The sequence below is a fragment of the Microbacterium sp. LBN7 genome (assembly GCF_045690345.1).
In the GTDB taxonomy this organism is placed as follows: domain Bacteria; phylum Actinomycetota; class Actinomycetes; order Actinomycetales; family Microbacteriaceae; genus Microbacterium.
In genome coordinates, this window is the sequence record NZ_CP147856.1 from 1 (window position 1) to 22,315 (window position 22,315).

Below are 22,315 nucleotides of genomic sequence, written 5' to 3' on the forward strand. Positions count from 1 at the left end.
AATCTCCTCTTTCACGCTCGGCCGTTCAGTGCGCCTCCGAGAGGAACCGCCGTCCTTCAGAGCGTCTCCATCGGGTATTGGGCTGCAGATCGCCGATGCCTTCGTCGAAACTCCGGTAGGTCTTCAAGGGCACGGGTTTCAGCGCACACTCTTGATGTCGGCGCTCACGGTTCTCTCTGCTCGTACGCGAAGCACCGACGGTAGCCAGATGTTTCTCGCGATCGAAGAGCCCGAGTTGTTCCAGCATCCGACGCAGGCGAGGGCATTTGCCTCCGTATTGCGGAAACTCGCCGAAACTCCCGAGAACCTCACTCAAGTCGCCTATGCCACTCACAGTGCCTACTTCGTGGAGCCTCGATTCTTCGACCAGATTCGGCGCGTTTCTGCGACGACTCCGGACGGTCAACGCTGTATGTCGACGCGCATCGCCGCTGCAAACCTGGATGCTGTGGAAGCGAGGCTTGCGGGCTACGTAACCTCCGACGCCCTCAGGAGACGTCTCGAACAAGTTTGTCTCAAGCGTCTTCCAGACGCACTTTTCGCCGAATCCGTGATTCTGGTTGAGGGCGACGAGGACGCGGCAGTCCTTGAAGGCATCGCCGGGGAGGTGAACGAATTGGCAGTCGCAGGGATCTGCGTTGCTCCTGTGGCGGGCAAGAGCAACATGATGATCCCATTTGCGATATTGGAGCTCCTGGGCGTGCCTGCGTTGATGGTCGTCGACAATGATTCCGGAGCGGGCGGCAGGATGCGACTACAGGGCAAGACTTCTGAACTGATCACTCAGGCCGAGGAGAAGAACAAGAAGGACAATCGTGCGTTTTGTCGTTTCGTCGGCGCGACCGAGGTCGACTATCCCGTGGGTGCGATCCATAGATCGTTGGCCTTCGTACCAGACACGATGGAAACTCTGCTTGCGAGCGATCTTCCCGGTTGGGACCTCACTCGACGTCGGCTGATCGACGAAGGGCGCGGCGTAGATGGTAAGAACGCTGCTACGTACGAGATTGCCGCTCGCGAATGCGAAGATCAGCCAGGCGAGAACCTGAGCACGCTCCTCAACCTGATCGCTGGTGCCGCCGCCTGAGGCTGGTCAGCGAACGAGAGTACCGACGGCACCCGCCTTATGCTGGGCTCGTGAGCCCGTTCCAGCCTCCTCGTCCATGGGTCGCCAGCTACGCCGCCGGTGTTCCCGAAGACCTCGCTCCCGTCGAGGGATCGCTGATCGACATCGTCGCGGCATCCGCCAGGGACTACCCCGAGGCCCCTGCTCTGCAGTTCTTCGGCAGAGAGACGACGTACGCCGAGCTGCAGGATGCGATCGACAGAGCCGCAGCCGGGCTTCGCGATCTGGGCGTGCGGGCCGGCGATCCGGTCGCGATCGTGCTACCCAACTGCCCGCAGCACATCGTCGCCTTCTATGCGGTGCTCCGCCTCGGTGCCGTGGTGGTCGAGCACAACCCGCTCTACACCCCGCGGGAGCTGCGCAAGCAGTTCGAGGACCACGGCGCGAAGCATGCGATCGTCTGGAACAAGGTCGTCGCCACGGTCCAGGAGTTCCCCACCGACCTCGCCGTCACGAACCTCATCTCGGTCGACGTGACACGGGCGATGCCGTTCCTCACCCGCTTCGCCCTGCGACTGCCGGTCGCGAAAGCGCGGGAGTCCCGCGCCGCGCTCACCGAGAAGGTACGCGGCACCGTCACCTGGGACTCGCTGGTGGCCTCCGCGCCCGTCCCCGCGTCGCACCCGAAGCCGTCCACCGACGACCTGGCCATCATCCAGTACACGTCCGGGACCACCGGCACGCCCAAGGGCGCCTCGCTCACCCACCGGAATCTGCTCGCGAACGCGGCGCAGGCGCAGGCGTGGGTCCCGTCGATCCAGCGCGGCAAGGGCTGCGTCGTGTACGCGGTGCTGCCGATGTTCCACGCGTACGGCCTCACGCTCTGCCTGACCTTCGCGATGTCGATGGGTGCCCGGCTCGTGCTCTTCCCCAAGTTCGATCCCGACCTCGTACTCGATGTGGTCAAGAAGCACCCCGCGACCTTCCTGCCGCTGGTGCCGCCGATCGCCGACCGCCTCCTCACGGCCGCGAAGGAGAAGGGTGTCTCCCTCGAAGGTATCGAGGTGGCGATCTCCGGCGCGATGGCGCTGCCGCATGAACTCGTCGTCCCGTTCGAGAAGGCCACGCACGGCTATCTGGTCGAGGGCTACGGCCTCAGCGAGTGCTCTCCGGTGCTGATGGCCAACCCCGTCGCCGAGCACCGGGTGCCCGGGACTGTCGGGCTCCCCCTGCCCGGGACCGAATGCCGCGTCGTCGATCCGGAGAACCCGACCGTCGACGTCCCCGATGGGACCGCCGGTGAGCTCGTCGTCCGCGGACCGCAGGTCTTCTCCGGGTACTACGGCAAGCCCGAGGAGACCGAGGCGGTCTTCGTCGACGGCTGGTTCCGCACCGGCGACATCGTCACGATCGACGACGCAGGTTTCATCCGCATCGTCGACCGCATCAAGGAGCTCATCATCACCGGCGGGTTCAACGTCGCGCCCACCGAGGTGGAGAACGCGTTGCGACAGCATCCTCAGGTGGCGGATGCCGCGGTGGTCGGACTCGCGAGCGAGCACTCCGGCGAAGAGGTCGTCGCGGCGATCGTCGTCGACAGCGGAGCGGACGTGGATGTCGAGGCGATCCGCGAGTTCGCCCGCGGCATCCTCACCCCCTACAAGGTGCCACGACGCATCTTCGTGGTCGACGAGCTCCCGAAGTCGCTCATCGGAAAGGTGCTCCGCCGGCAGGTGAAGGAGAAGCTCGTCGCGCTGACGACGGGCTCCTGAGGACGCCCTCACAGGCGCCGACATCTTCGGGGCGCTACCCTTGGGAAGTGACTCCTGAAGATGCAGTGCTGACCGACGCCCCCGAGGACTCCCCCGCGACCCCCGGATTCGAGGAACTCGGCATCACCGGGCCCGTCCTCAAAGCCATCAAGGATCTCGGATACGAGACCCCTTCTCCGATCCAGGCCGCGACGATCCCGACCCTGTTGTCGGGACGCGATGTCGTCGGCATGGCGCAGACCGGAACCGGCAAGACCGCCGCGTTCGCGCTGCCCGTGCTGGAGCGACTCGACGTGTCGCAGAAGATCCCCCAGGCCCTGGTGCTGGCCCCGACGCGAGAGCTCGCGCTGCAGGTCTGCGAAGCCTTCGAGTCCTACGCCTCGAAGATGAAGGGCGTCCACGTCCTCCCCGTCTACGGCGGTCAGGGCTACGGCGTGCAGCTGTCCGCGCTCCGCCGCGGTGTGCACGTGATCGTCGGCACGCCCGGCCGCATCATGGACCACCTCGCCAAGGGAACCCTCGATCTGTCCGAGCTGAAGTACCTCGTGCTCGACGAGGCCGACGAGATGCTGAAGATGGGCTTCGCGGAAGACGTGGAGCAGATCCTCGCTCAGACGCCCGCCGAGAAGCAGGTCGCCCTCTTCTCGGCGACGATGCCGCCCCAGATCCGTCGCCTCGCGCAGAAGTACCTGCAGGACGCCGAGGAGATCAGCATCACCTCGAAGACCGCGACCGGCACCAACATCACGCAGCGCTACCTCGTGGTGTCGTACGCGCAGAAGGTCGATGCGCTCACGCGCATCCTCGAGGTCGAGAACTTCGACGGCATGATCGTCTTCGTCCGCACGAAGAACGAGACCGAGACCCTCGCCGAGAAGCTGCGAGCCCGTGGATACTCCGCCGCCGCGATCAACGGCGACGTGCCGCAGGTGCAGCGCGAACGCAGCGTGAACCAGCTGAAGGACGGCAAGCTCGACATCCTCGTCGCCACCGACGTCGCCGCCCGCGGGCTCGACGTGGAGCGCATCAGCCACGTCATCAACTTCGACATCCCCACCGACACCGAGTCGTACGTGCACCGCATCGGCCGCACCGGACGCGCAGGCCGCTCGGGCGATGCGATCAGCTTCATCACCCCGCGCGAGCGCTACCTGCTCAAGCACATCGAGAAGGCCACCCGTCAGCAGCCGGCGCAGATGCAGCTGCCGAGCACCGAGGACGTGAACACCACGCGCCTCAACCGCTTCGACGACGCGATCACCACGGCGCTGTCCGAGACCGGTCGCATCGAGGCCTTCCGCGACATCGTCGCGCACTACGTGCGCCATCACGATGTTCCCGAGGGCGACGTCGCAGCGGCACTCGCGGTCGTGGCGCAGGGCGACAAGCCGCTGCTGCTCGACCCGGCCAACGACCCGCTGACGCGGGCGGTGGAGGCCGACAACCGTCCGCCGCGCGAGCGCGCCGGACGCGATGCCCGGGAGCCGCGCACCGAGCGTCGCGGTCGCGGGGACTACACCGCGTATCGCATCGAGGTGGGCCGACGTCATCGGGTCGAGCCGCGTCAGATCGTCGGCGCGCTCGCGAACGAGGGCGGCCTCGGTCGTGACGACTTCGGCGTGATCAACATCCGCCCCGACTTCTCGACGGTCGAACTGCCTTCCAACCTCAGCCCCGCCGTGCTGGAGAAGCTGCGCGACACGCGCATCTCGGGACGCCTGATCGAGATCAAGCCCGATCGGGGCCCCGCGGGCCGTCGCAACAGCGGTCCTCGCGAGGGCGGTTACGAGCGCCGTGATCGCGACGACCGCCCCGCGCGCAGCGACCGCGAGGACAAGCCGTTCCGCAAGCCGCGCCACAAGGGCTGAGCGACGGTACCTCTCAGCATCGCCCGAGAACGCCGCACGGATCACGCCGATCCGTGCGGCGTTCCGGCGTCCGGTCGATACCGGCACCGCCGGCGCTACACCGATTCGCGGGCGAGCTGTGCGGCGATGTCGATCAGCGGCTCAGGATGCGCGAGCAGGGCACGCTGCTCCGGATTCGCGATCAGATGCGCGAGCAGACGATGCGCGCCGTCGACCGTGGGCGCCCAGTAACCTCCGACGTGGTGGCGACTCAGCGGCATGACCTGCTCTTCTCCGTCGACGGTCAGCGTCAGGGCTCCATCATCGGGGTCGACTCCGAGGTCGGAGAGCGCGACCGCGGTCAGCGCCCCGAGCACGATCGTGCCGACGAGACCGGGGAGCCGGAATCGCGTGGTCGGCACATCCAGCTCGATACGCTCCACCCGCGACCACGGCACGATGCCCCGACTGTCGACCCCCTCCCGGAGGATCACCGCATCCGGCGTGAGTCGCAGGTGGTTCCGCCCGGGGTCGCCGACGGCCAGCGCATCGGGGACGGCGATCAACGGTCCGTAGCGCTTCATACGAGGGCGTCAGGACCCTCGGTCACGAGGATGTGGAACTGCGCCGCGTCGAGGATGCGGATGCCGAGCTCCTCGGCCTTCCCGAGCTTCGAGCCGGCGCCGGGGCCGGCCGCGACGAAGTCGGTCTTCTTCGAGACGCTCGAGGCGGCCTTGCCGCCCGCGTTGATGATGGCCTCCTGGGCGCCGTCGCGCGTGTAGCCGTCGAGGGAACCCGTCGCGACGATCGTGAGCCCTTCGAGCACACCGCCGGCAGCGACCGCAGCGCCGGGACCAGGATGCCCGGGAGTCGCCCACTGCACACCCGCCTCGGCCCACTGCCGCACGATCTCCTGGTGCCAGTCCACATCGAACCAGGCGAGCAGCGAATCCGCGATGATCCCGCCCACTCCCTCGACCGATGCCAGCTCATCGCGGGAGGCGGCGCGGATCGCATCGAGTGAGCCGAACCACTGCGCCAGCGCCCGTGCGGCGACAGGACCGACGTGACGGATGTTCAGCGAGACGAGCAGCCGCCAGAGTTCCTTCGTCTTGGCCTTCTCGAGCTCAGCCAGCAGGGTGACGGCCTGCGACGACGGCTGCGGACCCTCGGCTCCGGCCTTCTTCTCGGCCGCGGTGGGGTTGCGCCGGAACGGCGAGCGGGTCTTGACGAGGCCGTCGTCGTCTTCCTTCGGGAGCCCGGTCTCGGCGTCGCGGACGAAGAGCTCGATGGGCACGAGCTGGTCGATCGTGAGAGCGAACAGCCCTGCCTCGGTCTCGAGAGGAGGCACGGCAGGCGACGTGGGTTGCGTCAGCGCGGCGGCGGTCACCTCGCCGAGCGCCTCGACGTCGAGCGCGCCGCGAGACCCGATGTGCTCGACACGACCGCGCACCTGCGCAGGGCAGGAGCGCGCGTTCGGGCAGCGGAGGTCGATGTCGCCCTCCTTCATCGCCCGCAGCGGTGTTCCGCACTCCGGGCACTCGACCGGCATCACGAACTCGCGCTCGGTCCCGTCGCGCTTCTCGACCACCGGTCCGAGCACCTCGGGGATCACGTCGCCGGCCTTGCGCAGCACGACCGTGTCGCCGATCAGCACGCCCTTGGCCTTCACCACATCCTTGTTGTGCAGCGTCGCCTGGCGCACCACGGAACCGGCGACCTGCGCCGGGGCCATCACGGCGAACGGCGTCGCACGACCGGTGCGGCCGACCGAGACGACGATGTCGAGAAGCTTCGTCTGCACCTCCTCGGGCGGGTACTTGTACGCGATCGCCCAGCGCGGCGCACGGCTCGTGGCGCCGAGTTCGTCGTGCAGCTCGAGCTCGTCGACCTTCACGACGATGCCGTCGAGCTCGTGCTCGATGTCGTGCCGGTGCTCTCCGAAGTACTCGACGAACGAGGCGACCTCGTCGATCGAGGCGCACACCTTCGTGTGCGGGCTCGTCGGCAGGCCCCACCCGGCCAGCAGGTCGTAGACCTCGCTCTGCGCCCCGACCGGCGGATTCGCCCAGGCGCCGACGCCGTGCACGTAGAGGGCGAGCGACTCGATGCGCAGGAGCCCGGCCTCGAGCTCGAGCCCGTCCTTCTTGTCGATCTGCTGCCGGAGGCCGCCGCTCGCCGCGTTCCGCGGGTTCGCGAAGGACGGGAACCGCCGTGCGGCCGCGGTGCGGGCCTTCTCCTCATCGAAGGGCTTCTTGGCGCCGCCACGCGCCTCCCAGCGCGCGAGCGCGTCGCCGTACGCCCGGTCGCGGAACGCCGCCTGCGCGGCGTTGAGTCGCTCGAACGCCGCGACGGGGATGAAGACCTCACCGCGCACCTCGACGATCTCCGGGTGCCCCTCCCCGCTGAGCCGCTCGGGGATCTCGGGAAGCCGGAGCGCGTTCTCGGTGACGATCTCGCCCACGCGCCCGTCTCCTCGCGTCGCCGCAGAGGTGAGCACGCCGTTCTCGTAGCGCAGGTTGATGGCGAGCCCGTCGATCTTCAGCTCGGTGAGCCAGGCGACCTTCCGTCCCGCAGAGGCCTGGGTCTTGGCCGCCCACTCGCGCAGCTCTTCGATCGAGAAGACGTTGTCGAGGCTCAGCATGCGCTCGGCATGCTCGATCGTGGCGAGGCCCGTCGCCTCGGCGGCGCCGACCATCTGCGTCGGAGAGTCCTGCCCCTGCAGCTCGGGATGCAGTCGCTCGAGCTCCTCGAGGCGATGCATCCAGCCGTCGTACGTGAAGTCGTCGACGACGGAGGTGTCTCGCCCGTAATAGGCGTCTTTCGCCTCGAGGATGCGAGTGGTCAGCTCTTCGGCTTCGGTTCGGGCGTCTTCCAGCGAGATGTTCTCCGGCACCCCGTCAGTCTACGAGCGGGCGCCGACATCCAGCGAGAGCTACGCGCCGACGGGAACAGCCGACACCGTGGTGTCGATCGTGAACTGACCGAGCACGCGGGTCCCCACGTAGAGCACCGCGGTCTGCCCCGGCGCGACGCCGTCGAGCGGGATCTCCGGCACGACGCGCACGCCGTCGTCCGACACGGTGGCGACGGCCGCGACGGGCTCGGAATGCGCCCGGATCTGCACGTGGCAGTCGAAAGACGACTCGACGGGCCCCGCACCTGCCCAGCTGAACCGCTCCCCTGCGATCTCCGCGATCGCGAGGGCCTCCTTCGGGCCGACGACGACCGTGTTCGACACCGGGCGCACCTCCAGCACGAACCGCGGCTTGCCGTCGGCTGCCGGCACGCCGAGCTTGAGTCCTCGGCGCTGTCCGACCGTGAAGCCGTGCGCCCCCTCGTGCGAACCCACGACGGCGCCGGAGCGGTCGACGATCTCACCGGTGGCGGTGCCGACCTTCTCGGCCAGCCAGCCCCGGGTGTCGCCGTCGGGGATGAAGCAGATGTCGTGGCTGTCGGGCTTCTGCGCCACCGTGAGGCCGCGGGTCTCCGCTTCGGCGCGCACGATCGCCTTCGAGGGGGTCGTGCCGAGCGGGAAGTAGGTGTGCGCGAGCTGCTCGGCCGTCAGCACCCCCAGCACATAGGACTGATCCTTCGCGTTGTCCGAGGCCCGATGCAGCTCCAGTCCCTGCTCGCCGTCGATCAGGGTGGCGTAGTGCCCGGTGCACACCGCGTCGAAGCCGAGCTCGATGGCCCGCTCCAGAAGAGCGGCGAACTTGATCTTCTCGTTGCAGCGCATGCAGGGGTTCGGGGTGCGTCCGGCCTGGTACTCGGCGATGAAGTCATCGATCACGTCGTCGCGGAAGCGCTCCGAGAAGTCCCAGACGTAGAACGGGATGCCCAGCAGGTCGGCGGCGCGGCGCGCGTCCAGGGCGTCCTCGATCGTGCAGCATCCGCGGCTTCCGGTGCGCAGGGTGCCGCCGGCTCGCGAGAGCGCCAGGTGCACGCCCACGACGTCGTGCCCCGCCTCCACGGCACGTGCGGCCGCGACGGCGGAGTCCACTCCACCGCTCATGGCTGCAAGGATCCGCATGAGACCAGTCTACGAGCGCGCGCCTGTGCCGGACCCGGATGCCCGATCGTAGGCATCGGCGATCGCGGCGAGCACCGCGTCGACATCGGCATCCGTCGACGTCCGCCCGAGCGAGAACCGCAGCACGCTGCGCGCATCGCGCTCGCTCCGCCCCATGGCCATCACCACGTGCGACGGCTCCGCGACTCCCGCCTGGCAGGCGGAGCCGGTGGATGCCGCGACACCCGCGACGTCGAGGAGGAACAGCAGACTCTCCCCCACGGCTCCGGGGAACAGGATGTGCGCGTTGCCCGGAAGCCGGCGGACCGGATCGCCGAGGAGCTCGGCTGCGGGGACGGCCGAGCGGATGCCCGCGACGAGACGGTCGCGCAGTGCCGACAGCCGGACGGCCTCGCCGGCGCGCTCCGTCTCGGCGAGCTCCAGGGCGGTCGTGAAGGCCGCTGCCCCGGCCACGTCCTGCGTCCCGGCACGGAGTCCGCGCTGCTGCGCGCCACCGCGGAGCATCGCCGTCAGCCGGGCCGTCCTCGCCGCGACCAGGATGCCGACGCCGACCGGCGCGCCGATCTTGTGACCGGCCAGGCTCAGTGCGACGAGCCCGACGCCGGGGGCCGCATCCGCCCGCAGCCCACGGAAGGAGAGGGGAAGATGGCCGAGGGCGGCGACCGCGTCGAGATGGAGCGGCACTCCGGCGGACGCGCTCGACGAGGAGAGCACCGCCGCATCGTTGACGGTGCCCGCCTCGTTGTTCGCGACGAGGGCCGTGGCGAGGGCTGCTCCGGGGAGCTGCTGAGCGAACGCGTCGACGTCGATGCCGGCCAGCGCGGTCACGCCGACGCTCCGCACCCGCGCGCCCTCGTCGATCAGGGCAGCGACGGTGTCCATCGTGGCGTGGTGCTCGGCATCCGGCAGCACGATCGCCTCCGTGCCGTCGAGACGCGAACGCCACAGTCCCTGCAGCGCGAGGTTGATCGACTCGGTGCCGCCCGAGGTGAAGACGATCTCGATCGGATCGGCATCCAGGACGGCGGCCACGCGCTCGCGCGACTCCTCGAGCAGACGCCGGGCGTCCTGCCCCGCGCCGTGCGTCGACGACGCGTTGCCGACCGTCTCGGTGGCAGCCAGCCACGCATCGCGCGCCTCAGGCCGCAGAGGCGCGGTCGCCGCGTGGTCCAGGTAGTGCCGCATCCCTCGATTCTCTCGCGAATCGGCGCGGCAGAGGCGACTGCGCGATGGAACCGACTGCGATCTGTCATGGGACTGCAACACATCCCGCCTATGGTGTACTCATGCCCGAGTCCCGAGACTTCACCGCGCCCGGCGGTCCAGCCCTCGACAACCTCGGCGTCCGTCTGCACGACGGCGTCGGGACCCTCCGTATCTGGTCGCAGAACGCCTCCTCCGTGGAGCTGGTCGTCTTCGACGCGACCGACCTCGACTGGGCGACCGACGAGGTCCCGCTCGAGCGACACCCCGGCGGCATCTGGGAGGTCACCACGCCGCTCCTGCAGCCCGGCGTCCGCTACGCGATCCGCGTCGGCGGTCCGCACGGCCCCGGCAACACGTTCAACCCGGAGAGCCTGCTGCTCGATCCCTACGCGCGGGGCCTCGCCCAGGGCGACGGCTACGAGGAATGGCGCTCTGTCGTCATCGTCGACGGCTTCGACTGGGGCGACTCGCAGAAGCCGCGCGTCCCCCTCGACCGGACCGTGATCTACGAAGGCCACCTCAAGGGCCTCACCAAGAGGCACCCCGACGTGCCTCCGGCTCTGCACGGGACGTATGCCGGACTCGCCCACCCGGCGATGATCGAGCACCTCCACTCGCTCGGGGTCACCTCGGTCGAGCTCCTCCCCGTGCACGCGTTCGTCCCCGAGCCGCGCCTGCTGGAGCGCGGCCTGACCAACTACTGGGGCTACAACACCCTCAACTTCTTCACCCCCCACACCGCGTACGCCACCGAGGAGGCCCGCAAGGAGGGCCCTGAGGCCGTGCTCGCCGAGTTCAAGGGCATGGTGCGCCTGCTGCACGAGGCCGGGCTCGAGGTGATCCTCGACGTCGTGTACAACCACACCTCGGAGGAGGGCATCGGCGGTCCCCGTTCGAGCCTGCGCGGCATCGACAACGCGAGCTACTACCGTCAGGACGAGACGGGCAGGTACATCGACACGACCGGCTGCGGCAACACGCTGAACACCTCGACGGATGCCGGGGCGCGGCTGGTCCTCGACTCGCTCCGCTACTGGGCTCAGGAGATGCAGATCGACGGCTTCCGCTTCGATCTGGCCGCCGCGATCGCCCGGGACGGCGCGCACACCTACACGCCGGAGCATCCGCTCCTGACGGCGATCGCCAACGACCCGGTCCTCGCCGAGACGAAGCTGATCGCCGAGCCGTGGGACGTCGGAATGGGCGGCTGGCAGACCGGGAACTTCCCGGCGGGGTGGCATGAGTGGAACGATCGCTACCGCGACCGGGTCCGCAACTTCTGGCTCAGCGACATCGACTACGCGCGGCGGGCCTCCGCCCCTGTCGGCATCGGCGGCTTCGCCACCCGGCTCGCCGGGTCGTCCAACACCTTCAGCGAGGCGCGTGGTCCCCTGGCCAGCGTGAACTTCGTCACCGCCCATGACGGTTTCACCCTGCATGACCTCGTCGCCTACGACGTCAAGCACAACGAGGCGAACGGCGAGCAGAACCGCGACGGCGCCGACATGAACCGTGCCTTCAACCACGGTGTCGAAGGGCCCACCGACGATCCGACCATCCTGGCGGCCCGCCGCAAGGCGATGCGCAACCTCCTCGGCACCCTGCTCCTCTCCGCGGGCATCCCGATGCTCACCGCCGGGGACGAGGTCGGACGGACACAGCGCGGCAACAACAACGCCTACGCGCAGGACTCCGCCATGACTTGGCTCGCCTGGGAGTTCGAACCCTGGCAGAAGGATCTCCGCGCGCACGTGGCGCGGTTGATCAGCCTGCGCGCCGAGAACCCCGCGCTGCGCCCGAGCAAGTACGCGCGGCTCGGCGAGCACATCCCGAACGCCTCCGTCATGGACTGGTTCGATCAGAACGGCGAGACGATGGAGAGCGCCCAGTGGGCGGACCCGCGGAACCGCACGCTCCAGTACGTCGCGGCTTCCACGCCCGACAAGGAGGCGGCCAACCGGATCCTGCTGATCGTCCATGGAACCGAATCGCCCATCGATGTGCGTCTCCCCGACGAGATCGAGGACGCGACGCGTTTCGTCTCGCTGTGGTCGAGCGCCGAGGAGCGCCCGTCGGATGCCGCGGAGGTGTTCGCCCCTGGTGACGTCCTGCCCATCCCCGGCACCTCCATGCGCCTGTTCCGGGTCGAATGACATCGGTCTCCGACCCACCCCGGTGATCGCTTCCCGCGACTACCGCTGGGCGGTACGTTGAGGGGGTGGCTGCACGTGGTGGTACTCGGTCCTCGGCTCTCCGGAGCCCCGCTCAGATCCCGACGCGCCCCGGTGACGCCGTCACGATCGCGGAGGACACGCGCACGCCGCGCCTCCCGCTCCTGAACGGCTCGCCCGCGGTGCCTGGCGGGTTCCCCGCGAAGGCGTTCGTCGGCGAGGTGGTCCCGTTCAGCGTGGTGTCGTTCCGCGAGGGACACGACATCATCGGCGTGCATGTGCGGCTGACTGCTCCCGACGGGGAGGAGACCCTGCATCGGCTGTCCCCGCGGCTCGACGGCACCGATATCTGGTCCACCGAGATCGCACTCGATCTCCAGGGTCGGTGGAGCTATCGGTTCGAGGCCTTCTCCGACGACTTCGCCACCTGGGCCCATGCCGCAGAGCTGAAGGTCGCCGCCGGCGTGGACGTGCCGATCATGGCGGCCCTCGGAGCACAGCTCCTCACGAGGGCGGCGGCAGAGAAGGATCGACCCGCCGCGCAGCGCAAGCGACTGCAGGCCGACGCCGCGTCGCTGGGCGGTGGCGACGCCGCGACGACGATCGCGCTGTCGACGGATGCCGCTCTCGCGCAGATCTTCGCGGATCGGCCACTCGCGAGCCTCCGCTCCGTCTCGGCACCGCAGACCCTGCTCGTCGATCGCGTCACCGCGGGCGTCGGCGCCTGGTACGAGTTCTTCCCCCGCTCGGAGGGCGCGCGCCGTCTGAAGGACGGCAGCGTCAGGACCGGCACGTTCCGCACGGCTGCGAAGAGACTTCCGGGCGTCGCGCAGATGGGTTTCGACGTCCTCTACCTGGTCCCCATCCATCCGATCGGGACGACGAACCGCAAGGGGCGCAACAACACCCTGGTCGCGGAGCCGTCCGACCCCGGATCGCCCTATGCGATCGGCGCCGCGGAAGGCGGGCACGACGCGATCCACCCGGATCTGGGCACGGCCCAGGACTTCCGCGCATTCGTCCGCGCCGCCCGGAAGGAAGGGCTCGAGGTCGCGCTCGATCTCGCCCTGCAGGCGTCGCCGGACCACCCGTGGGTCGCCGAGCATCCCGAGTGGTTCACCACGCTCCCCGACGGCACCATCGCCTACGCCGAGAACCCCCCGAAGAAGTACCAGGACATCTACCCGCTGAACTTCGACAACGATCCGGCCGGCATCTACGCCGAGATGCTGCGCATCGTCCGGCACTGGGTCGCGCAGGGCGTGAAGATCTTCCGGGTCGACAACCCGCACACCAAGCCGCTGCAGTTCTGGGAATGGCTCATCGGGACCGTGAACGCCGAGGACCCCGACGTCATCTTCCTGGCCGAGGCGTTCACCCGCCCGGCGGTCATGCGCGCGCTCGCCGCCGTCGGCTTCCAGCAGAGCTACAGCTACTTCACATGGCGGAACACCAAGGCGGAGCTGGAGGAGTTCCTCACCTCGGTGTCGCACGAGACCAGCGACTACATGCGCCCGAACCTCTTCGTGAACACGCATGACATCCTCACCGAGTACCTGCAGTTCGGCGGCAGGGCCGCATACCGGATCCGCGCGTGCATCGCGGCCACGGCAGCGCCGATCTACGGCGTGTACGCCGGGTACGAGCTGTTCGAGAACGTCGCTCGACCGGGCTCAGAGGAGAACATCGACAACGAGAAGTACGAGTTCAAGGTGCGGGACTGGGCGGGTGCGGAGGCGCGCGGCGAGTCGCTCGCCCCGCTGCTGCGTCGACTCAACGAGATCCGGTCCGCTCATCCTGCGCTGCGGCAGCTCCGCAACTTCGAGACGCACTGGAGCGACGACGACTCTGTCCTCGTCTACAGCAAGCACCTGGACGCGGCGTTCACCGGCACAGGCGCGGCCGACACGATCATCGTCGTGGCCAACGTCGATCCGCACTCGGTGCGTGAGACGACCGTCCATCTCGACACGACGCGCTGGGGCGTGCCCCTCGGCGAGTCCTTCGAGGTGGAGGACCTGCTGACGGGGGCCGTCTGGACGTGGAGCGATCACAACTACGTGCGGCTCGACGCCTTCGCCGAACCGGTGCACATCCTGAAGGTGAAGGAGCGATCATGAGCTACGTGGAAGACGCGACAGCGTCCGCCGACTGGGAGGCCATCGCCTCGGCAGAGCACCACGATCCGCACTCCGTGCTCGGCGCGCATCCGGTCAAGGATGCCGCCGACCGCACGGTCACCGTCGTGCGCGCCCGCCGTCCCCTCGCCGCATCCGTCGACGCGGTGTTCGGCGACGGGAGCCGCCTCGCGCTCTCGCACGTGGCCCACGGCATCTGGGAGGCCCAGCACGCCGGCCCGCCGCTCTCCTACCGCCTCGCCACCGCCTACGGCGACGACGAGGAAACCGTCCAGGGCGATCCGTACCGGCACTCCCCCGCGCTCGGAGACATCGACCTGCACCTGATCGCGGAGGGGCGCCACGAGCGGCTGTGGGAGGTTCTCGGCGCCCATCCCCGCACTCTCGACGGCGAGCAGGGCGTCTCCTTCGCCGTCTGGGCGCCGAACGCCTCGGCCGTCCGCGTCGTGGGAGACCACAACGGCTGGAACGGCGAGACGCACGCGATGCGTTCCATGGGCGTCAGCGGCGTCTGGGAGTTGTTCATCCCGGATCTTCCCGAGGGCACGAAGTACAAGTACCAGATCCGCACCCGGGACGGCGCCTGGATCCTCAAGGCCGACCCGATGGCGCTCGCCGCCGAGGTGCCGCCCAACACGGCATCCGTCGTCACGTCGTCGTCGTACGTCTGGACGGACGGCGCATGGATGACCCGACGGGCGGCGACGCACGCGGTCGCGCAGCCGCTGTCGGTCTACGAGGTGCATCTCGGGTCCTGGCGACATGGTCTGGGCTATCGCGACATCGCCGAACCGCTCATCCGGCACGTCACGGATGCCGGCTTCACGCACGTCGAGTTCATGCCGCTCGCCGAGCATCCCTTCGGGGGCTCCTGGGGCTACCAGGTCAGCGGGTACTACGCGCCGACCAGCCGATTCGGATCCCCCGACGACCTGCGATACCTGATCGACCGGCTGCACCAGGCGGGCATCGGCGTGATCATGGACTGGGTGCCCGGCCATTTCCCCAAGGACGCCTTCGCGCTCGCGCGATTCGACGGGCAGCCTCTGTACGAGCACCCCGACCCTCGGCGCGGCGAGCACCAGGACTGGGGCACGCTCATCTTCGACTACGGCCGGAACGAGGTGCGCAACTTCCTGGTCGCGAACGCCCTCTACTGGTTCAGCGAGTTCCACGTCGACGGTCTGCGTGTCGACGCGGTCGCCTCGATGCTGTACCTGGACTATTCGCGGAACGCCGGCGAGTGGGAGCCGAACATCCATGGCGGTCGAGAGAACCTCGAGGCCATCCGCTTCCTGCAGGAGGTCAACGCGACCGCCTATCGTCTGCACCCGGGCATCCTGATGATCGCCGAGGAGTCGACGAGCTTCCCCGGCGTGACGGCGCCCACCGACCACGCCGGTCTCGGCTTCGGCTTCAAGTGGAACATGGGGTGGATGAACGACTCCCTCCAGTACATCGAGCGCGACCCGATGTACCGCTCCCACCACGAGGGCGAGATGACGTTCTCGTTCGTGTACGCCTTCGGCGAGAACTATCTGCTGCCGATCAGCCATGACGAGGTCGTGCACGGCAAGGGCAGCCTGCTGGCGAAGATGCCGGGCGACCACTGGCACAAGCTCGCCAACGTCCGCGCCTACCTCGCGTACATGTGGGGGCACCCGGGCAAGAAGCTGCTGTTCATGGGACAGGAGTTCGGGCAGATCGCCGAGTGGTCCGAGGGCCGCGAGCTCGACTGGTGGCTGCTGGACCAGCCCTCGCACGTGCAGCTGCAGAGCTTCGTCGGGGCGCTCAACCACACCTACCGGGCCCAGGCGCCGTTGTGGGAGCGGGACAACGACGGATCGTCGTTCTCGCGGCTCGGTGCACCGGCGTGGGAGCCGACGGTGATCGCGTTCGAGCGTCGCGACGCGCATGGCGGCAGGCTCGTCGTCGTCAGCAATTTCGCCGGCGTCGAGCGCACCGGCCACCGCCTGGTGCTGCCGCGCGAGGGCGTCTGGCAGGAGATCCTCAACACGGATGCCGCGGACTACGGCGGCCGAGGCTCAGGGAACCTCGGCATGGTCATCGCCCACGCCGAGGGCGACGGTGCGCCGACGGCCACGATCACGCTCCCGGCGCTGTCGACGCTCTGGCTGCGTCACCAGCCGGAGCCTCACGTGCCGACGATCACGAACGGCTGAGCGAGGGAGCGCTCCTTCCGATCGGGATCGTCCCGGTCGTGACTCAGCCGCTCAGAAGAGCAGCGACGACAGGCGGTTGCGCGCGGTGATCACCCGCGGGTCTGCCGCGCCGATCAGCCCGAACAGCTCGACCAGACGCTCCCGCACGGGCGTACGCTCGTCGGAGGGAAGCTGCGCGAAAAGATCGAGCAGACGACCGAACGCGTCCTCGACGTGGCCTCCGGCGAGATCGAGATCCGCGACCGCGAACTGCGCCTGGACGTCCAAGGGCGCATCGGCGGCAGCGGCACGCGCCGCCTGGAGATCGAGGCCCTGCACACGATCGAGCAGGCGGACCTGTCCCAGACCTGCCAGCGCATCCTCGTCGCGCGGGTTCTCCGCGAGCGCCTGCTCGTAGGCGCGGATGGCGGCTGCGTAGTCCCCCGTCTCGATCGCCGCGAACGCCTCGGCGTGCAGCGGAGGCAGCGGCGGCTCCTCGGCCGGTTCCGCGTCTCCGGCGTCTTCTCCGACGGAGAGCGAACCCGTCACGCCGTTCTGGGCGGCGACCTGGAGCAGCTGGGCGAAGACGTCGCGCACCTGCTGCTCGGGGACGGCACCGGTGAACATCGGGACCGGCTGACCGGCGATGAGCGCGACCACCATCGGGATCGACTGCGCCCGGAAGCTCTGCGCGAGCTGCGGGTTGGCATCGACGTCGACCTTGGCGAGCAGCACGCGGCCGCCGAGCTCCCTGGTCACCTTCTCGATGATGGGACTCAGCTGCTTGCAGGGTCCGCACCACTCGGCCCAGAGGTCCACGACGACGGGCACCGTGCGGGAGAGCTCGAGGATCTGGCCGAAAGTCTCGTCGGTGGCATCCACGACGACGTCGACGACAGCGGGTGCCGGAGCGCCGGCCGGCGCAGGAGCCGGTCGGTTGCGGAGGCTGGACAGGTCGACGGCGCCGCGCAGGGCGGCGGGCGAGATCTCACTCATTCGATCACCTTCACGGACAGCAGGTCCTGGCGGACGGCCAGAAGCTTGATCTGCTCCGTCGATCCCTGCGCCGGGACCGAGAAGAACAGCTGGAACTCGTACGTCGTCTCGACGCCTTTCGCGGACTCCGACACACCGGTCAGCGCCTTGGCCTGGGCGTTCTCGCCGAAGCGGATGACGGCATCCGTCGTTGTCGGCGTGACGCTCTCGGTATCGGTCAGGGACACGGCCACGATCGCGCCGCTGTCGAGCGTCGTCATCGACACGGGCACCGAGGTGGTCGGCGCCATGTCGAACGCCGCCTGCGACGTCGCGGACGCCCCGTTGTCGGCGAGCGTCTGCACGACCGCCTGACGGCTGTCGACGATGGACTTCGCCAGGTTCAGCGACAGGTCGTCGAAGAGGCCGTAGGAGGCGCTCTTGTCACCGGAGTCGACGACGTCGGCGAAGGCGGCGGACAGCTCGCCGGGCGCGACGCGCAGGAACGCGGAGTCCTGCGGGACGAGAGAGGTGCCCAGCCACGCGGCTGCCACGTCCGGGAAGACGGCGTCGGCCGACATCTCCGCCATATCGGTGACCTTGTAGTTCGACCACGGGTCGGCCTGGGTCATCGTGAGGATGACGGGCGGGACGGTGTCGTCGCTCGCTCCCTTGGAGAGCATGAGAACCGTGCGGGGCCAGCGGTCGGTCGCTTCGGGGAGCACGACCTCGACCTCGTCGGTCGGGATGACGGACGGGAGCGGCGAGTCGGTGATCTGCGTGCGCAGCGCGTACTCCGTGGTCCGCGCCGCGAGGGCCGGTCCGTCCAGACGGGTCGACGCCAGATCGATGTCGAGAGCGGTGTCGGCCTCTTCGAGTGTGCCGGAGATCGTCTGCAGGATCCGTGTGGCCTGCGCCTCTGTGACGGCGGGCGGCTTCTGATTCTCCGGCGCGATCACGGTCGGGCTCGGCGACGGCGACGGCGCGCCCTCGTCGAACTGCGGCCACGAATCCGAAGAGCAGCCCGCGACGAGTAGAGCCGTCACACCGAGAGCCGGGAGCGCCAGCATGCGGCGCCGACGGGCAGGGCGTGCGGCGCGCATCTGGTTCCTCGCACCCGGATCCTTGCCTTCGTCCACGATCTCCGCGTCTTCGATCTTCTTCTCCTCGGACGCGTCCGTCGGCGCAGCGGGCTCGGTCGACTCGATCGCCTCCCGCTCGGCCGGAGGCAGCGCGGCGACATCGATCGGCTGCGTGACCGGAAGCGGGCCGGGGCCCTTGCGACGGGGACCGCGCCCGCGACGCTGGTGCCGGATCCCGAGAACGTAGAGGATGAGCCCGACCAGGAGCACGGCACCGCCGGCGGCCATGAGCGGTCCGGCCCACGGCGTGGAGGTGTCGAGCGGCCAGGAGACCGCGATGTCGTCGGGTGCGTCCTTCGTGCCGTCGTAGGCGATCAGGACGCTGGTGCCCTCCGGGAGCTGCATGTTGTCCGCGATGAGCGCGTTCTCGTCGCCGAAGGAGTCCAGCCAGAGATCGGATCCCGCCGGGTTGCGGCCCGAGGACTCCTCGGTCGTCGCGTCGGAGCCATCCGTCCCCGCCTCGGGAGCGGTGGTCTCCTCGGGCACGGGCGTCTCCTCGGGCGCAGGGGTGGCATCCGAGTCATCCGATGCGGCCGCTGCCTCGACGTGCTCGACGTCGAGCGTGCCGTCCTTCGCCACCGTGACGTGGTTGTAGTCCGAGTCGGCCAGCCACGCCTCCATGTCGGGCGTGCGCCCGTAGCTCGCGAAGATCTCTCCCTCGCCCCGGACGAGCAGCGTCTGGGCACCGGGGTTGGTCCGGAGCACATCGCCGTCGAGGAGCACGAACGGCGCCGGTTCCGCGATCTCCACCTGGGTCTGCTGCGACGGCGGTCCCAGGAAGATGGTTCGCTGGGCGATCCCTGCCCCGATCAGCACCGCGGCCAGCACGAAGGCCACGACGGCCCATACGAAACGCACGAATAGTCTCCTCACGCATCCCGGATATCCACCCGAGACGCAACACTCGACATTTCAGACTAGCGAAACCTCCTGTGTGTTGCCCACGAGCAGCTCCGCTCCATGTCCGACCGGCACGTCGCACGGTCCGCCGAGACGCGGCTCGATAATCTGAGGCCACACGTTCCGAGGAGCCGAGATGAAGATCCACAATCCCTTCCGCACCGCCCTGGTGGCGACGCTCGGCGTGGGGCTCGGCATCCTGCTGATCGGCAGCGTCGAGACGCTGTCGACCGTGCTCCTGTATCTCGGCACCGCCCTGTTCCTCAGCCTCGGCCTCGATCCTCTCGTGTCGTATCTCGAGCGCCGTCGACTCCCCCGCTGGCTTGCCGTGCTGGTCACGATCCTCGCGGTGCTCGCGATCTTCGTCGGCATCGTGCTCATCGTCCTTCCTGTGCTCGTGAACCAGATCTCCCAGCTGATCGCCCAGATCTCGGCGATCGTCCAGCGGGGAACCGCGATCGACGATCTGAAGGACTGGATGAAGGGCGCCTTCCCGAACCTTCGCGTCGACGACGTCTTCAGCTACGTAGAGGAGTGGCTCAACACGAACCTCACGGAGATCGGCGGCTCGATCGGTCAGGGAGTCCTCGTGGCGAGCGGCGCCGTGCTCAGCGGCCTCTTCGGCGCGTTCATCGTGCTCATCCTCACGATCTACCTCACGGCCTCCACGCCCTCCCTCAAGCGCGCCGTCTACCAGCTGGCCCCGGCGTCGAAGCGCGACCGATTCATCGACCTGGCCGACCAGATCACCGACTCGGTCGGCTACTACGTCATGGGGCAGGTCACCCAGGGCGTTATCAACGGCGTGCTCAGCGCGGTGTATCTGTCGATCATCAAGGCGCCGTTCCCCGCCGTGCTCGCCGTGGTCGCCTTCTTCTTCTCGCTGATCCCGCTCGTGGGCACGCTGACGGGCTCGACGATCATCGTGCTGGCGTGCCTGATCCCGGGACTGGGCTCGCCCGCCACGGCGATAGCCGCGGGCATCTACTACCTGATCTACATGCAGATCGAGGCGTACATCATCTCGCCGCGCATCATGAGCCGAGCCGTGTCCGTGCCCGGCGCCGTGGTCGTGGTCGCGGCTCTCGCCGGCGGCAGCCTGCTGGGCCTGCTCGGCGCACTCATCGCGATCCCCGTCGCGGCGAGCATCCTGATCATCTACCGACAGGTGCTCATCCCGCGCATGAACGAGCTCTGACGTCCGCTCAGGCCGGCGGCCAGTGGGTCGCCAGAGGCAGTGCGGACGCGTTCACCGCGGCCACGATCTCCGTGAGGACGCGTCGCGTCTGCGTCTCGCCGACCCAGAGGTGCTTGCCCCCGTCCACGGCGATGAGCTGCGCCTGCGGGATCGATGCGAAACGCTGTCGGGCTTCTTCCGGGCGGAGGTAGTCGTCCAGCTCGGGCACCAGGACGACGACGGGCAGATCCGTGCTCGCCCAGGCCGCCACTTCCTCTTCGGTCGCGCGGTGCAACGGGGGCGAGAGCAGGATGATGCCCTCGATCTCGTGCTCACGGCCGTACTTCAGCGCCAGCTCGGTCCCGAACGACCACCCCAGCAGCCAGGGGCGGGGAAGGCCGCGTTCGTGGACGAAGTCCATGGCGGCAGCCACATCGAACTGCTCGGCGGCGCCGCCGTCGAACCCGCCCTCGCTCGTGCCGCGGGGGGAGGTCGTGCCGCGGGTGTTGAACCGCAGCACGGCCAGGTCCGCGAGAGCCGGGAGGCGGGCTGCGGCCTTGCGAAGGATGTGGGAGTCCATGAACCCCCCGGCGGTGGGAAGCGGGTGCAGCGTCACGAGAGTGGCGACCGGTGCGGTGTGCTCCGGTTGGGAGAGCTCCCCCACGAGCGTCAGCCCGTCGGCCGTCTGCAGCTCGATCTCGTCACGTCGGGCGGGGAGCTCCAGCGGCCCCCGGATCTCGATGCTCAAGCGACCCTCCAGCAATGCGTGTGCCAATGACGTCGTGCCGCGAGGTCCGCGGCATCTCCCAGAACTCCGTCAGCGCGCCACGCCACCAGGTGCGGCGTGCCGGGCTCGATGTCCTGCGCGCACCCGGGGCAGCGATAGGCCTTCTGCGCCTGGGGGGCGGAGACGGGCTGCACCGTCCACTCGCTGCCGCGTCGGACTTCCGTGCGCTTCCAGCCGGCGAGCAGGCGCTCGAGGGAATCCTCGGCGTCAGGGCGCGCCGGACGGCGGCGGTGGGAGCGTGGCACGATGCCGGCTCACCACCAGTGGTTGTTCGTCCAGAAGGCGTGCGCGCCGGCCCAGCTGCCGTAGCGCCCCGTCGCGTAGCCGTTGGCCCAGCGCAGATTGTCCACGGGGTCGTAGCCGTTGCCCGGCACCTTGCTGCACGGCAGCGCCTGAACGAGACCGCAGGCCCCCGACGACGAGTTCGTCGCGTTGGGGTTCCAGCCGCTCTCCTTGGACACGATGTAGTCGACGTAGCCCCAGTCGCTCTCGGCGATGCCTGCGGCGGCCATCCACTCGGCCGGTGCTCCCCCGCCGGTGTAGTACAGGGGCCCGCTGCCCGACGACTCGTCACTCGAACCGGATGCCGCGGCGGGCACCGGGACGGGGACCGGCTTGGGCTTGACGTACACCTCGAACGTGCCGCGCACGGCCGGGGTGATGGGCGTTCCCTCGACCGTGACGGTGAGGTTCTGCGTGTCGGCGAGGGCGACGGAGTATGCCGAGTCCGGGGTCTCCTCCTGCACCGGCTCAGCCAGTGCCACTCCCGTGGGAGCGACCAGCGCGCCGGCGAATGCGACGACGGCGAGAGCACTGAAGACGCCGACGACCCCGCGGCGGCGTGACCACCGACGAGTGCCCTTGCGCGCGGAATTGACCGTCGCTGCGGGCACCAGCGACGAGTCGTTTCGTTCGAGTGTCATGTCGTTTCGGGAGTTC

Annotated in this window: 16 protein-coding genes; 7 read left to right on the top strand and 9 right to left on the bottom strand. The window is 68.9% G+C overall.

The genetic code is table 11. The annotated features are described in order from the left end of the window. Positions 1–154: 154 nt before the first annotated feature. From LBN7_RS00005 to LBN7_RS00015, 3 genes are read left to right on the top strand one after another with little or no spacing between them, the layout of a single operon-like run. Positions 155–1,087, top strand: a complete 933-nt coding sequence (locus LBN7_RS00005) for an ATP-dependent nuclease (protein WP_407361738.1) — start codon at positions 155–157, stop codon at positions 1,085–1,087. 50 nt (positions 1,088–1,137) lie between these two features. Then, positions 1,138–2,838, top strand: coding sequence for a long-chain-fatty-acid--CoA ligase (locus LBN7_RS00010; protein WP_407360609.1), 1,701 nt, complete (start codon positions 1,138–1,140; stop codon positions 2,836–2,838). A gap of 47 nt (positions 2,839–2,885) precedes the next feature. After that, the gene (locus LBN7_RS00015) at positions 2,886–4,706 is read left to right on the top strand and encodes a DEAD/DEAH box helicase (protein ID WP_407360610.1); all 1,821 of its coding nucleotides are present in this window, start codon (positions 2,886–2,888) and stop codon (positions 4,704–4,706) included. A 95-nt stretch (positions 4,707–4,801) separates the two neighbouring features. Here the strand turns inward: LBN7_RS00015 and LBN7_RS00020 are convergent, their stop codons facing one another. Genes LBN7_RS00020 through LBN7_RS00035 form a run of 4 tightly spaced genes read right to left on the bottom strand, consistent with a single transcriptional unit; the run spans position 4,802 to position 9,903 of the window. Next, positions 4,802–5,269: a hypothetical protein gene (locus tag LBN7_RS00020; RefSeq protein WP_407360611.1), complete on the bottom strand. Its 468-nt coding sequence runs from the start codon at positions 5,267–5,269 to the stop codon at positions 4,802–4,804. After that, complete coding sequence (ligA, locus tag LBN7_RS00025; RefSeq protein ID WP_407360612.1) at positions 5,266–7,581, bottom strand: NAD-dependent DNA ligase LigA; 2,316 nt, start codon at positions 7,579–7,581, stop codon at positions 5,266–5,268. The genes LBN7_RS00020 and ligA overlap by 4 nt, the downstream gene beginning before the upstream one ends. Positions 7,582–7,620: 39 nt before the next feature. After that, positions 7,621–8,718, bottom strand: coding sequence for a tRNA 2-thiouridine(34) synthase MnmA (gene mnmA / locus LBN7_RS00030; protein ID WP_407360613.1), 1,098 nt, complete (start codon positions 8,716–8,718; stop codon positions 7,621–7,623). A 9-nt stretch (positions 8,719–8,727) separates the two neighbouring features. Beyond that, positions 8,728–9,903, bottom strand: a complete 1,176-nt coding sequence (locus LBN7_RS00035) for a cysteine desulfurase family protein (RefSeq protein ID WP_407360614.1) — start codon at positions 9,901–9,903, stop codon at positions 8,728–8,730. Between the two features lie 101 nt (positions 9,904–10,004). On the opposite strand from LBN7_RS00035, the gene glgX reads away from it, so the two are divergent. From glgX to glgB, 3 genes are all read left to right on the top strand, one after another. Continuing rightward, positions 10,005–12,077, top strand: coding sequence for a glycogen debranching protein GlgX (gene glgX, locus LBN7_RS00040; protein WP_407360615.1), 2,073 nt, complete (start codon positions 10,005–10,007; stop codon positions 12,075–12,077). 65 nt (positions 12,078–12,142) lie between these two features. Continuing rightward, the gene (locus LBN7_RS00045) at positions 12,143–14,215 is read left to right on the top strand and encodes an alpha-1,4-glucan--maltose-1-phosphate maltosyltransferase (protein ID WP_407360616.1); all 2,073 of its coding nucleotides are present in this window, start codon (positions 12,143–12,145) and stop codon (positions 14,213–14,215) included. Beyond that, a complete protein-coding gene (gene glgB, locus LBN7_RS00050) occupies positions 14,212–16,416 on the top strand; it encodes a 1,4-alpha-glucan branching protein GlgB (RefSeq protein ID WP_407360617.1) in 2,205 nt (734 codons plus the stop codon). The genes LBN7_RS00045 and glgB overlap by 4 nt, the downstream gene beginning before the upstream one ends. Before the next feature lie 51 nt (positions 16,417–16,467). On the opposite strand, the gene LBN7_RS00055 is transcribed toward glgB, so the two are convergent. Beyond that, positions 16,468–17,391, bottom strand: coding sequence for a tetratricopeptide repeat protein (locus LBN7_RS00055; protein WP_341945473.1), 924 nt, complete (start codon positions 17,389–17,391; stop codon positions 16,468–16,470). Then, a complete protein-coding gene (locus tag LBN7_RS00060) occupies positions 17,388–19,370 on the bottom strand; it encodes a glycosyl transferase (RefSeq protein WP_407360618.1) in 1,983 nt (660 codons plus the stop codon). The genes LBN7_RS00055 and LBN7_RS00060 overlap by 4 nt, the downstream gene beginning before the upstream one ends. Before the next feature lie 178 nt (positions 19,371–19,548). Between LBN7_RS00060 and LBN7_RS00065 the strand changes: the two genes are divergently transcribed. Then, positions 19,549–20,610 carry an AI-2E family transporter gene (locus tag LBN7_RS00065; RefSeq protein ID WP_116635053.1) on the top strand — a complete coding sequence of 354 codons (1,062 nt, stop codon included), beginning with the start codon at positions 19,549–19,551 and terminating at the stop codon, positions 20,608–20,610. Between the two features lie 7 nt (positions 20,611–20,617). Here LBN7_RS00065 and LBN7_RS00070 read toward each other — a convergent pair whose 3' ends face one another. The 3 genes from LBN7_RS00070 to LBN7_RS00080 are packed head-to-tail and all read right to left on the bottom strand — an operon-like array spanning position 20,618 to position 22,299. Then, a complete protein-coding gene (locus tag LBN7_RS00070) occupies positions 20,618–21,331 on the bottom strand; it encodes an alpha/beta hydrolase (protein ID WP_407361739.1) in 714 nt (237 codons plus the stop codon). A gap of 2 nt (positions 21,332–21,333) precedes the next feature. Beyond that, positions 21,334–21,621: a hypothetical protein gene (locus LBN7_RS00075; protein ID WP_116635054.1), complete on the bottom strand. Its 288-nt coding sequence runs from the start codon at positions 21,619–21,621 to the stop codon at positions 21,334–21,336. A 9-nt stretch (positions 21,622–21,630) separates the two neighbouring features. Next, positions 21,631–22,299 carry a transglycosylase SLT domain-containing protein gene (locus tag LBN7_RS00080; RefSeq protein ID WP_243408877.1) on the bottom strand — a complete coding sequence of 223 codons (669 nt, stop codon included), beginning with the start codon at positions 22,297–22,299 and terminating at the stop codon, positions 21,631–21,633. Positions 22,300–22,315 lie beyond the last annotated feature (16 nt).

Excerpts from the sequence above, each read along its gene's own strand:
- LBN7_RS00005 (WP_407361738.1), top strand. The coding sequence starts at position 155 with ATGTCGGCGCTCACGGTTCTCTCTGCTCGTACGCGAAGCACCGACGGT.
- LBN7_RS00020 (WP_407360611.1), bottom strand. The coding sequence starts at position 5,269 with ATGAAGCGCTACGGACCGTTGATCGCCGTCCCCGATGCGCTGGCCGTC.
- mnmA (WP_407360613.1), bottom strand. The coding sequence starts at position 8,718 with ATGCGGATCCTTGCAGCCATGAGCGGTGGAGTGGACTCCGCCGTCGCG.
- LBN7_RS00035 (WP_407360614.1), bottom strand. The coding sequence starts at position 9,903 with ATGCGGCACTACCTGGACCACGCGGCGACCGCGCCTCTGCGGCCTGAG.
- glgX (WP_407360615.1), top strand. The coding sequence starts at position 10,005 with ATGCCCGAGTCCCGAGACTTCACCGCGCCCGGCGGTCCAGCCCTCGAC.
- glgB (WP_407360617.1), top strand. The coding sequence starts at position 14,212 with ATGAGCTACGTGGAAGACGCGACAGCGTCCGCCGACTGGGAGGCCATC.
- LBN7_RS00055 (WP_341945473.1), bottom strand. The coding sequence starts at position 17,391 with ATGAGTGAGATCTCGCCCGCCGCCCTGCGCGGCGCCGTCGACCTGTCC.
- LBN7_RS00065 (WP_116635053.1), top strand. The coding sequence starts at position 19,549 with ATGAAGATCCACAATCCCTTCCGCACCGCCCTGGTGGCGACGCTCGGC.
- LBN7_RS00080 (WP_243408877.1), bottom strand. The coding sequence starts at position 22,299 with ATGACACTCGAACGAAACGACTCGTCGCTGGTGCCCGCAGCGACGGTC.